The 11,992-nt window shown below is 61.2% G+C and carries 13 protein-coding genes; 3 read left to right on the forward strand and 10 right to left on the reverse strand.

Annotated features, from left to right (window positions below; all coding sequences use genetic code 11):
* Positions 1–13 precede the first annotated feature (13 nt).
* Complete coding sequence (locus BCY88_RS08945) at positions 14–586, reverse strand: chromate transporter (RefSeq protein ID WP_120343904.1); 573 nt, start codon at positions 584–586, stop codon at positions 14–16.
* A gap of 2 nt (positions 587–588) precedes the next feature.
* Positions 589–1,155, reverse strand: coding sequence for a chromate transporter (locus tag BCY88_RS08950; protein ID WP_120343905.1), 567 nt, complete (start codon positions 1,153–1,155; stop codon positions 589–591).
* A 361-nt stretch (positions 1,156–1,516) separates the two neighbouring features.
* Between BCY88_RS08950 and BCY88_RS08955 the strand changes: the two genes are divergently transcribed.
* The 3 genes from BCY88_RS08955 to BCY88_RS08965 all read left to right on the forward strand — a co-directional run bounded on the left by BCY88_RS08955 (position 1,517) and on the right by BCY88_RS08965 (position 5,025).
* Positions 1,517–2,230: an alanyl-tRNA editing protein gene (locus BCY88_RS08955; RefSeq protein ID WP_120343965.1), complete on the forward strand. Its 714-nt coding sequence runs from the start codon at positions 1,517–1,519 to the stop codon at positions 2,228–2,230.
* A 29-nt stretch (positions 2,231–2,259) separates the two neighbouring features.
* On the forward strand, positions 2,260–3,114 hold the full coding sequence (locus BCY88_RS08960) for an AraC family transcriptional regulator (RefSeq protein WP_120343906.1): 855 nt from the start codon (positions 2,260–2,262) through the stop codon (positions 3,112–3,114).
* A 306-nt stretch (positions 3,115–3,420) separates the two neighbouring features.
* Positions 3,421–5,025: a hypothetical protein gene (locus BCY88_RS08965; RefSeq protein WP_120343907.1), complete on the forward strand. Its 1,605-nt coding sequence runs from the start codon at positions 3,421–3,423 to the stop codon at positions 5,023–5,025.
* A gap of 45 nt (positions 5,026–5,070) precedes the next feature.
* Here the strand turns inward: BCY88_RS08965 and BCY88_RS08970 are convergent, their stop codons facing one another.
* From BCY88_RS08970 to BCY88_RS09005, 8 genes are all read right to left on the reverse strand, one after another.
* The gene (locus BCY88_RS08970) at positions 5,071–5,469 is read right to left on the reverse strand and encodes a hypothetical protein (RefSeq protein WP_120343908.1); all 399 of its coding nucleotides are present in this window, start codon (positions 5,467–5,469) and stop codon (positions 5,071–5,073) included.
* Between the two features lie 109 nt (positions 5,470–5,578).
* The gene (locus tag BCY88_RS08975) at positions 5,579–6,259 is read right to left on the reverse strand and encodes an RraA family protein (protein ID WP_120343909.1); all 681 of its coding nucleotides are present in this window, start codon (positions 6,257–6,259) and stop codon (positions 5,579–5,581) included.
* Entirely contained in the window at positions 6,256–7,296 is a 1,041-nt protein-coding gene (locus BCY88_RS08980) for an amidohydrolase family protein (protein WP_120343966.1), read from the reverse strand. Before BCY88_RS08980 ends, BCY88_RS08975 begins: the two co-directional genes overlap by 4 nt.
* A gap of 40 nt (positions 7,297–7,336) precedes the next feature.
* A complete protein-coding gene (locus tag BCY88_RS08985) occupies positions 7,337–8,659 on the reverse strand; it encodes an MFS transporter (protein ID WP_120343910.1) in 1,323 nt (440 codons plus the stop codon).
* Positions 8,660–8,898: 239 nt separating this feature from the next.
* On the reverse strand, positions 8,899–9,798 hold the full coding sequence (locus tag BCY88_RS08990; RefSeq protein ID WP_120343911.1) for a LysR family transcriptional regulator: 900 nt from the start codon (positions 9,796–9,798) through the stop codon (positions 8,899–8,901).
* Complete coding sequence (locus BCY88_RS08995) at positions 9,795–10,736, reverse strand: LysR family transcriptional regulator (RefSeq protein WP_120343912.1); 942 nt, start codon at positions 10,734–10,736, stop codon at positions 9,795–9,797. The genes BCY88_RS08990 and BCY88_RS08995 overlap by 4 nt, the downstream gene beginning before the upstream one ends.
* Positions 10,737–10,765: 29 nt before the next feature.
* Positions 10,766–11,482: an EthD family reductase gene (locus tag BCY88_RS09000; RefSeq protein ID WP_120343913.1), complete on the reverse strand. Its 717-nt coding sequence runs from the start codon at positions 11,480–11,482 to the stop codon at positions 10,766–10,768.
* Positions 11,483–11,484: 2 nt separating this feature from the next.
* Positions 11,485–11,982, reverse strand: a complete 498-nt coding sequence (locus BCY88_RS09005; protein ID WP_120343967.1) for a flavin reductase — start codon at positions 11,980–11,982, stop codon at positions 11,485–11,487.
* Positions 11,983–11,992: the final 10 nt, after the last annotated feature.

An 11,992-nucleotide genomic window follows, 5' to 3' on the forward strand; every position in this document is an offset into this window, starting at 1 on the left:
ACGCAGACAGAGCCTAGCCGGCCATATGCACCTGGAGCATGGCCGGCAGGCTGGCGCTGAGTTCCGACATGCCGAGCAGCAGCAAGGCGCCGCAAAGCAATAGAAGCAGCGGATTGATTCGGGTGCTGAGCAGCGTCGCGACAGAAACGACGGCAATCGCTTTGGCCGGAAGTCCGCCGTCGAGCGATTTCAGCAGAACCCACCCGGCGGCGAGGATCATGCCGGAGGCCACGGGGCGCAGTCCACGCTCGAGTGCCAATTGCCACGCCGCGCCCTGATAGCGTGCCCAGATGTGGGTCACGCCGTAAATCAGGAAGCCGGTCGGAGCGAGTAACGCCAGCGTGGCGACCACCGCACCCCAGAACCCGGCAATCTGCCACCCGATCAAGGTAGCCAGCAGCGAGCCCGGGCCAGGCGCCATGCGCGAAATCGCGAAGTCGACACCGAACTGTGCATGTGTCATCCATCCATGCACGTCGACAACCTGCCGTTGGATATCGGCGATGATGGCCTGGCCGCCGCCTATTGTTACCAGCGACAGGGGCGCAAAAACTGCGGCAAGCTGCAGAAGAACGCGATTCGACATGGTTAGGCTTTGCGGAGTTTGAGGTATTCAAGCAGCACGCTCAAGCCGCCTGCGCCGATTACGACCCACACCAGCGGCAGGCGCAATATGCCGACCGCGACGAAGGTGCCCGCGAGAAAGAGCAGAGGAATGAGTCTGCGTGGCACCCGGAGCGCTGTTGTCACGCCCATCGACAACGAGAGCCCAGTGGCCGCGGCGGCCGCGCCCGCGAGCAGGATGTGAGCGAGGGGGAAGTGCAGCAACTGCTCGAAAACCGTGCCGAGAATAATAATCAGAATGGCGGGCGGAACGATGATGCCCGTGACTGCCAGCAGCGCGCCGCGCCAGCCGAGCAGCCGGTGGCCGATCCAGATCGCCATGTTCTTGACGTTGATGCCCGGCAGTGCCTGCGAAATAGCCAAACCGTTCAAAAAGTCTTCTTCGCTGATCCAGTCGCGATCCTGGACGAATTCGCGCAGCAGCCAGCCGCTCAGGCCTCCGCCGAAACTGGTGAGCCCGATACGGCTGAATATAAGGAAAAGCCCGGTGAGGGTAGGTGGTCGACTCGTGTTGGCAATTTGTTGGGACATCGAATCTTCCAGTCAGATTGACGGTTGACGGGTGAAGTGGATGTTTTGGTAAGGCATGCCCGTTCCCGTATGCCTTGAAAAATTATATCAACGGCTAGTCTCTCTCGACGGCATCCTGGCGGCGAATCAATGCGCGACGCAGAAGGCCTTCGATATCGTCACGCGGATGGCGGCGGATCGGCTGGAGTGAGTGTCTGCCGGCCGTGGTTCAGCCCCGATTGTCCTGTTGCGCCGGTTAGACCCCTGGTCAGACCCCGGCTTTCCCCCACCTCGCACAGAGCATTTTTGACCAAGACGGCCTCCCGCGAGACTGCGTATGCTAGGCGTAATCAGTCATTTCATTTCATGCGGGGACTTCAAGGTGGCGCACTATCTTTGCCATGAGCAGCCGGACCTACTCGAGTTCGACACGAGCGTAATCGCATCCCGGCCCGGCGCAGTCGTGCTGGGCCGTTCGGCCTTGCACCCGGGCGGCGGCGGCCAGGTGTCGGACGCGGCGACGCTGACGCACGGGCAGGGCGTCGTTCGCATTACCGGCGTCGCGCCGGAAGGCGGCATGCTGTGGCATCTGCTCGATGAGCCGCTCGAACTGAGCGGCGACGTGCACGTGGCGGTCGATGCCGCCCGGCGTGCCACCGTCGCCCAGCTTCATACCGCCACGCATATTCTCAATGCGCTTGTCTACCAGCGCTTCGCCGGTGCGCTCGTGACCGGTGCGCAGATCAATGCCGACGGCACCGCCCGCATGGACTTCGACCTGCCCGACGCGGACAACGACGCGCTGCGCCTGCTCGAAGAACCCGCCAACGAGGTGATTCGCAGCGCCATGGACGTGCGGACCTACTACGTCAGCGCAACGGAGGCGAAGTCGACGCAGGGCCTGATCCGCAGCCTCTCGGTGGCGCCGCCGCCTACCTCCGATGGCTCGGTGCGGATCGTCGAGATCGGCGACCTGGACCGGCAGGCTTGCGGTGGCACGCACCTGACCAATACGGCGCAATCAAGGCCGATCCGGATCGTGAAGATCGAGAACAAGGGCCGCCGCAATCGCCGGGTCAGAATAGAATTGACTTAACAGGCATCCCGGAGAGCGGAGAGCGACCCATGGACACAGCGGATAAAGGCGAACCAGAGGTGGTGTGCTGGCGAGACGGCGCGCTCGACGGCGCCTGTCTCGCGATCGCCCGCTACGGCGATCACAAATTCGACCGGCATCTGCACGACGAGCTCGTTATCGTCATGACGCAAACCGGTGCGGGTCAATGTCATACGCGCACTGGCACCGACGTCGCCGGGCCCGGCAGCGTGCTGGTTTTCGGGCCGGGTGAGTATCACAGCGGCGAAGTGTGGGAGGGCCGCGAATGGAACTATCGCGCCATCTATCTGGACATGGAAGGCCTGGGGGCACTGGGCGCGGTGTTTTCGCCCGACTCGCGCGACGACACACCGCTTCTGATTCCGCCGGGGCTCTATCAGGACGCACACCTTGCCGGTCTGCTGACCAAGGCGCATGCGAGTCTCGACGAACACGGCTCGGTCCCGATGATGGAGCGGCAGGCGAACTGGTGGGCCGCGATGGGGATGCTGGTCGGACGCTATGGGCAGTCGCGGCACGAACTCGGCGAGGTACGCCGCGAAGCCCGCAAGATGGCGCAAGTGCGTGAGTATGTCGCCGCCAACTATGAGCGCGATATCCCGGTAGACGAACTGGCTGAGCTGGTGGGGCTTAGCCGCTATTACCTCACGCGTGCCTTTTGCAAGGAGTTCGGACTGCCGCCCCACGCTTATGCGACGCAGGTGCGGCTGCTCGCGGCCAAACGCATGCTCGCCACGGGGCATAGCGCGGCGACGGCTGCCGCGGCCGTGGGGTTTTACGATCAGAGCCATCTCAACCGGCTTTTCAAGCGTGCCTATGGAATTACGCCGGGGACGTATGCGGCGCTGAAGCCGGGGCATTAGGGCGGCGCGTTACCGGCACACTGCGTTCTCAATGTTTCAGTGTTTAAGTGTGGCTCAGCAGGCGGAACCCGGGTGTCGGGTACACCATCGGGTAAGCTCTGATATGAAAAAACACCTCCGTAACTATCCTCGTTTAATCCCCATTCGTCAGATAGTCTGGGGATTTAAATCTAGACTTCCGCTTAAAGCCTGATTCCTGATCACTGCCTTCAGGTGGGTGTCATTTGGGCGTCAATTATTTGAAAGTAATTTAAGGCGAGATATTGGCGGATTTTTACTTGCTAATTCGATAGCTATGGGGATGCCATGATATACGAAAAATGCAGGCTAAAATGGGGTGTCAGGCCGATCCTTGCCATACTGATTGGCACAGGCTGTCTCAGTGGCTGCAGCATCGACCCGCTAACTAAAGTTCCGCAGGTCCTGCCGACGGAGGCAGGTGCGAAAACCTGCACGCCACCTTCATTCAGCATAATGGGAATCCCGGCCGGATCCGAGCAGAGACATGCGCTCAATGCATTGCCGGAAATTCAGGCGCTGAGCGTCGCACAGGTTCAATCAATTTCTTCAGCGCATCTGAATGCGCTAAAGGCCAATGTTCAAACTACGCAAGCCAACCTTGCCAATCTTGATGCCGTTCTACCTGAGTCGCTTAAGAAAAACAAGGTCGTGCATAACGTTGCGAATTTAATGGTCTACCAGTCCCTGGTCACAACCGATGGGTTTGTTACCCAGACCCCTCCGCTTGATGCGCAAGTGGGGAAACCTCTATCGCCGGAGCTTCGGGAGTCGCCCGCCTACCTCGTTCAGACCGACGTAGTGCAGGCGCATGCCCTTATAGCTGACGCGTTGAATAAAACGAAACCGGAGAGATTAACGACCGGCAGCCTGACCGGTAGTAGTGACTTCAAGGACTTTCTTGATGCGCTGGTTTCTCCAAATGGGACAGGACAGCAGCGCGTAGTGGAATACGAGTCGTACTACTACAACGGGAATTTCGTTGACAGGTTTGGTACGAAATTGCAGAAGCCAACTTTGTCATTAACAGTATCCGACCAGGAAATGAGCGGGGCGCTCACTGCGTTTCTCGAAGCAATAGCCGATGATATTTTCAGTGCGACACCGGTATGGGTCGGCACAACCTATTCATTCAAAAATAATAAAACGGTTCCGGTCAGCGCTGCCGTCATGGCGGCGGGTCTTCAGGATGCGATTGCCAGCAGCGCTCCCGCCGGAATTACGGTTGGAAGTGTAAACGGCACGAGTTTCACACTGACGTCGGCCAAGGCGGGTACTGGATTTATCAGCGCCGCGGTTATTGGGAAAAATGTCGGCAATGGCACAATTGCCGACATGATAACGACACCAAATGACGACGGCGGCACCGGGAATAAAAAGGCAGCTCAAGTCGATACGATAACACTGGGGTTACCCGGGGCCGGCCTTACGCCTTTTAACCCTGGCGACTCGGTTTTCGAAATCGTGTCAGGGAATGCCTATTATCCGGGGGGCACCGCGAATGAACCCAGTTTTGCCGTGTACGCTGCCAGCAATCATGTAGCCGGCGGTGGGCAGGCACTGCTGGTGCCGTATGGCTGCGGCATGACCAAATTGAAGGCTGACGCTCTGGGTTATCTGTCCGGCAAAGCGGCAACGTGGGCCGCAGGCGAGTCTGGGCTCATACTAGGTTCGGCAGGTGGCGCGAACATTGGCTTGCCTATCGTTCTGGGAAAACTTTCGATTGGCGACAACAAGACGCTACAAACACTGGTTCAGACAATCCTGTCCTTTGCTGCCCGGCGGGCGACGTTCGAAGCCGCCATCCCGGTTCTCTGGAAGATCGATCAACCGGCGAACTCGACGATCACCGATCTTATCGATAACCTGGTGTTCAAGTCGCCATCGCAATGACCCGAACCCCCGCGGTGTGCAATCCCGCGGGAACGGCCAGGCGCATCACTCAGGAAGCGCGACGTCTTCGATCAGCGCCGAGCGTACAGCGCGAACCCTGCGATCGACGAAGTAACCGCCGCCCTCCGTGTAGCGCAGATAAAGCCGGCTGCACAACGTGCACTGCCAGACCGCACAGCGGTTATACGGGAAGTAGCGCGGCGCGATGGGTGCATCGGCCGACCAGTAATTCGTTTTGCCCGGCAGATATTCGCTGAACGTGGGTTCCGGATCGTCCTCCGGCGCGAGTGTGCCGATTTCCCTGAACTGCGTTTCGTCGAGCGAAAGCGGTTGCGATTGCCAGCCGTCCAGCGGTGTTCTGGTACACGCGCAGGGTGCGGTCGCGCCCTGCTCAGCACGTTGGGCGAGTTCGAGAAGCGTTGCAGCGTTCAGATATTCCGCCATGAATTTCGTCTGGGTTGCGGGTGGGTTGCAAGTGGGTTGCAAGTGGGTTGCAAGTGGGTTGCAAGTGGGTTGTCCCCGCATCATGCCTGCTCCGGCGCCGCACGTGAAGTCAGTTGTTCATCATGCGGTCGCGCTGTGGCACGACCCATGAGCGGTCGAAAGATCCATTGGCGATCGACGCCAACGCCGCCGTTTCTTTCGCATGCTGCCGCCGTGCGCCTTCGATCACCGCTTCCACGTCGGCGGGCGAGATCGCGAGCAAACCGTCTTCATCGCCCACGATGATATCGCCAGGATGAACCACCATCCCGCCGACCGTAACCGGCACGTTAATCTCACCCGGGCCGTTCTTGTAGGGTCCGCGATGCGTTACGCCACGCGCGTACACGGGGAAATCGCGCTGACGCAGCGCGCCGACATCGCGAATCGCGCCATCTATCACGAGGCCTTGGACGCCCAGGCTTTCGGCGAAGCTGGCCATGATCTCGCCCATTAGCGCCTGGGTCAGTTCGCCGGCGCCGTCGATTACCAGCACATCGCCCGGGCGGCAAAAATCGAACGCGCGATGGATCGCGAGGTTGTCGCCGGGACGGGTGTGGACCGTGACCGCGGTGCCGGCCATCGGCCGGGGTTGGTGATACGGCCGCAAGCCGACCATGCCGCTCGCACGCGCCATGTTGTCGCTGAGCAGCGAAACTGCCAGTTCACGCAATGCGTCGAGCGTTGCCGGATTGGCCTGCGGCGCGGATTCATACTCGCGCCAGCCGATGGGATTCGTTACGGAATTCATGCTGTTGCCCCTTGTATGCCGAATTGCTGCTCGAGTTGATGAGACAGCCGCGCGTACACCGCGCGAGCGTTGTCTTCGTAGATACGTTGACGATCCGCGGCACTGAGCCATTCGATTGCGTCGATATAGCGCCGCGTGTCGTCGTAGTAGTGGCCGGTTTCCGGATCGATACCCTGAACCGCGCCGATGGTTTCCGATGCGAACAGAATGTTCTCGACCGGAATGACTTTGGCGAGCAGTTCGGCACCGGGCTGGTGGTACACGCAGGTATCGAAGAACACGTTCTTCATCAGATACTCGCTGAGCAGCGGCCGCTTCATGTCCTGCGCGAGCCCGCGATAGCGACCCCAGTGATAAGGCACGGCGCCCCCGCCGTGCGGAATGATGAAACGCAGCGTTGGGAAATCGGCGAACAGATCGCCCTGCAGCAACTGCATGAACGCAGACGTGTCGCCGTTGATGTAATGCGCGCCCGTCGCATGAAAATTCGGATTACACGACGACGACACGTGAATCATCGCGGGTACGTCGAGGTCCACCATCGCTTCATAGAGCGGATACCACGAGCGATCCGTCAGCGGCAGCCCCGACCAGTGTCCGCCGGACGGGTCGGGATTCAGATTGCAGCCGACGAAACCCAGCTCCTCCACGCAACGCCGCAACTCGGCGATGCAATTGGCCGGGGCCACGCCCGGTGCCTGCGGCAACTGGCACACTCCGAGGAAGTTGCGCGGAAACAGCGAAACCACGCGATGAATCAGGTTGTTGGATTCGCTCGACCAGACCGCGTTCGCTTCGGCCGTGGCGAGGTGGTGCCCCATGCCGGCGGCGCGCGGCGAAAAGATCGTGAGGTCGGTGCCGCGTTCGCGCTGGATGCGAATCTGGCCGCTTTCGATGCTCTGGCGAATTTCGTCGTCGGTAATCACGGGACGCGGTGGCGGCGAGCCGCCGTCTTTCAGCGCGGCGATCTGCTGTGCGCGCCAGGCCTCGTGCTGCGGCGGCGAGGTGGTGTAGTGACCGTGGCAATCGATAATCATGATGTGAAAAACCCGTTGGGTGTCCTTGTGAATGCTTACCTCAGGCGCGCGGAGCGGGGTCGCCGGCCGCGAGCGAGGCGGTTTCATCTTCTGCCGGCGTGACGCGCATCACGAGGGCAATGATTGTCGCGACCACCAGAAACGCAGCGATGGTCAGCAAGGCCAGCTTGAAGTTGCCGGTCGCATTGCGTACCAGCCCGATGCTCCAGGGACCGACCAGACCACCGAACTGCGCGATGGTGTTGATCAGCGCAATCGTCGCGGCGCCCGCGGCCCCGGTTCTGAACGACGACGCGAGACTCCAGAACAGCGGGTTGCCCGCATAGATGAACAAGCCGGTGAGGCACAGCAGCGCGTAGGCGATCACGGGATTCGGCGCGTACGCACTGCCGGCAATCGCGAGCGCGCTCATGCCGTACACGAAGGCGAGGTGCTTCTTGCGGTCGCCGGTGCGGTCGGAGCTGCGGCTGATCAGGAAGGTGCCCAGCACGCCGAGCAACGGCGGCGCAGCGGACAGAAAGCCGACCTCGATGTTGTTCAGATGACCGAGACTCTTGACGATCTGCGGCAACCACAGAAACAGACCATAAATGCCGACCAGCGCGCAGCCGAACAGACACGCGAGACTCCATACGCGAATGTCACTCGCCACACGCAGCAGCGGAAAATGCGTGTTGCCGCCGACGGTCTCGCGTTCGGCGTCGAGCGTCGATTCGAGCCAGCGTTTTTCGTCGTCGGAGAGCCAGGTGGCGTCGGCCGGACGTTCGGTCATGATGCGCAGCGTCAGCAGGCCGAGCGCGATTGCCGGGAGGCCTTCGAGGATGAACATCCATTGCCATCCCTGCAAACCGAGAACGCCGTTGGCGTAGGTCATCAACGTCGTCGAGATCGGACCGCCCAGCACCGCCGAAAACGACCCGGCGATGATGTAGCCGCCCACCGCGCGTGCCCGGTAACGCTGCGGAAACCATTTGGTCAGATAGACCGCCACGCCCGGCAAGAAACCTGCTTCCATCACACCCAGCAGGAAGCGCAGGACGTAGAAGCTCGAATCGTTGAAGACAAAGGCGGTGGCTGCCGCGACCGCGCCCCACGTCAGCAGAATGCGCGCGATCCAGCGGCGCGCGCCGACCCGATGCAGCAACAGGTTGCTCGGCACCTCAAGCAGCATGTAGCCGAAAAAGAAAATGCTGCCCGCGAAGCCGAATACGGCCGGACTGAAACCGAGCTGCTTGTTCATGTCCAGCGCGGCAAAGCCGATATTGATCCGGTCCAGATAGTTGAAGAACATCATCGCGAAGAGCAGGGGCATTAATCGCCCGTACACTTTGCGCATGGTTGCGGTTTCGTCGAATGAGGTCATGCTGTCTCCTACCGTGCTGCGACGGCGGGCGCCGTGGCTGCGTTCTTATGGCCGGCCGGATCGAACGCCGGCCGTGTCCCGTTGGCCGCGCGTTGGACGGCGGACTGCAGAGGCCGTTGCTCGCGCTTGCATGGGCGGATGCGCTCATGAGCGGGCGGCGGCTGAAGCAGGAACCTCATGATAAGAACGCTTGGAGCGCGAGTCCAAGATTGCTTGCTTATGCTTGTATAGGTTTTTGCTTATAGTGCGGCGTCAGCAAGCGGCGCGGGGAGGCAGGTGAGAAAAGCACGCAGATGGGGCGACGCGTCATCGGTGCGAAACGTGGCCGCGAGCGTCGATCGGTACGACGAACCGGGTCCCGAGAGGTGGCGGAACACGACGTCGGTGCGTCCGTGCCGCGCAACCGATTCGCCGATGAAGGTGACGCCCAGACCCGCTGCCACGAGTGCGATCGCGGTCTGAATTTCATAGGCCTGGTGAGCGACGACCGGGGTCACGCCCGCATCGCGATAGAGCGTCTGCACCGAGCGTTTGAACTGCGCGTTCTGATGCTTCGGATACAGAATCAATGGCGTGTCGGCGAGCTCGGCAATCCGCACCGTCTTGTGCGCGGCAAGCGGATGACCCGGTTCGAGCGCGACCATGACGCGTTCGCGCAGCAGCGGATAGGAGGTGCAGCCATCCACCGCCAACGGCTGCCGCCCGATGCCGATGTGAATGCGCATGTCGCGCAACGCGTCGGTTTGTTCTTCGGTCAGCAACTCGAAGAGCTTGAGTTCGACCTCTGGGAATGCGTTGTGAAACGCCTTGAGCGCGGGCGGCAGGATGCTGTACATCGACGAGCGCGTGAAACCGATGCTGAGCCAGCCGCGCCGGCCGACACCGATTTCCTGCGTCGCGAGAGTCGCCTGTTCCAGCGAGCCCAGTATCTGACGCGCCTCCGTGCAGAGATAGTGACCAGCTTCGGTCAGACTCAGCGGGCGTCGCGCCCGATCGACCAGTTGCGTGCCGAGCCGTTCTTCAAGCGAGCGGATCTGCTGGCTCAGCGCCGGCTGTGCGATATGCAGCCGTTCGGCGGCGCGGCTGAAATTGAGCTCTTCCGCCAGAATCACAAAGCACTGCAAAGCCCGAAGATTCATACAGGTCTCGTCCCGGTGTCGGCCGGCGGCCGATGGAATAGGGTGTAAATCACATCGAGGAGCCATGCGATGCCCGGGTCCGCCGAGAATTGCGAGTGCGAATGGACCTGAATCTCGATAGGCGGCAGGGAAAACGGCAGCGGCAGAATGCGAAACGCCTTGTTGCGGTTAAAGCGCTGCGCAATGCTCCTCGGGAAAATGACGGCAAGATCGGTATGCTGAACGATCTCGGGCGCCACCACGAAATGCGGCAGGCGCAGGACGATATCACGGCGCAGATTCAGTTCTTCCAGCCATTGCTCCACCATTCTGTGCCCGGTTGCATTGGTGCTGGCGTAGACGTAGCGCAAGCCCGCGAGGTCTTCCTTGGTCGGTTTCTGTTTGCGTAGCGGGTGGCCCGCCCGCACCACGCAGACATGTTCGTCGACGAAGAGGGTTTTGCTCACGCAACCCGGATCGAGTCCCGGCACGTAGCCGAGTGCCAGATCGATCTTGCCGCTGCGCATGGCCGCGCTGACCGAGTCGACCGGGAAGTTCGCGATCTCGATGCGGATGCCGCGCGCGTTCTGTTCGAGCATGGTGAGCAGCGGCGGCAAAAAATAGAACTCCGACATGTCCGACATGGAAACGTGAAAGACACGTTGTGCGGTGGCGGGGTCGAATTTCGCGAGCTGCTGCACCGCCACGTTGATGATCCCGAACGCCTGCGTGAGGGGCGCGTGCAAGCGCAAGGCGGCGTCGGTGGGCACCATGCCGGTGGGTGTCCGGACGAACAGCGGGTCGTCGAACAGCACGCGCAGTCGGCGCAGTGCATGGCTGACCGCTGGTTGCGTGAGATTGAGTCGCTCGCCCGCGGCGGTCAGGCTGCGCAGATCGGAAATGGCCAGAAATACGCGCAGCAAGTTCAAATCCGTAATGCCGGGATGCGACTTTGTCATGACGTTCCGAGCGCGGCGAAGAGGGGCATTTATGTCGGCTTCAGATTACCGTAAATGCTGCGCATAGGGAAATGCGGGGTGGGTCCGCTGTATGGCGGAAAGGCGTTGAAATCCTGCCTCATGTGGGTGCGGACCGGCGACGCCAATGCCGCGGCGAGCGCTTCGGCATTGTCGAAGACGACCTTGTTACGCTGCATGGCGGTGGCGCGCGCAATTGCCAGACCGGAGCGGAAATCGAGCCGCGTGTAGATTTCCAGCTCGCGAATCCCGGGCAGTTGCGCCATCAGCGGGGGATGATGAGTGAGGTAGTGCGTTAGCCACGTATTGAAGTCTTCCGCTTCGCCTTCGTAGCTGACGAGGTAGGTGCAGCGCTCGGCACGCGGGTTGGCGTCGCCGGGATTTGGCGTGGCGAATGGCCTGACTGCCATGGCTTGCTGCGCGAACGTGAGGTCGAGTTCGGTCGCGTTTGTCAGGCGATCCACGATTCCGTGTATCGCGCCGGTGGTTTGAAGCGCTGTTTCGAGTAAGCCGAGATCGTCGAAATACCATTGCAACGCGCAGCGCGGGCCCGACGTGTGGGTCTTCAACTGAGGATCGGCATCCGGCGACTCCGCGGGCAGGTGGATCACGAAACGCGTCAACCCCTGTATTTCCCGCGATGCCGCTTCGAGCCACGACGTGTCGATAGGCGGTTGCGTTTTGCCCGTGCCGTCGCAGTTGGCGAGAAGAAAGAAGCAGACTTCCACGCTTACCTCGCCGTATGCGCGTGAGCGCGCGGCGTTACCGCTGCCGGGCGCGCCAGGCGATGAAACTGCCGCCCGAAGTAAATCAGCCCGTCGCCGTCGGATCGCAGCGCGATGTGCCGGATCTGCACGAACATTACGGAGTGCGAGCCGACCGTCTTGATGTCGACGATTTCGCCTTCCAGACTGGCAATCGCATCCGCGAGAACGGGCACTGAAGTCTGTCCGCTCGCCCACGCGTGACGTTCGAACCGCTGGTCCATCGAGGCCGTTGTCATGCCGGCAAAATCACGCGCGAGGTCCTGGTACTCGGCGGCGAGCACATTGATGCACACGTTGCGGTTGCGATGAAGGATGTCGTGAGCGTAGCTGGCCTGATTGATACAAACGAGCATGGTCGGCGGCGTGTCAGTGACCGAACACACGGCGCTCGCGGTAATGCCGCAGCGGCCGCCTGGGCCGTCCGTGGTGATGACGTTGACGGCGGCCGGCAGGCACGCCATGGCGTCGCGG

This window comes from Paraburkholderia fungorum (genome assembly GCF_003610895.1).
Lineage (GTDB): Bacteria > Pseudomonadota > Gammaproteobacteria > Burkholderiales > Burkholderiaceae > Paraburkholderia > Paraburkholderia fungorum_B.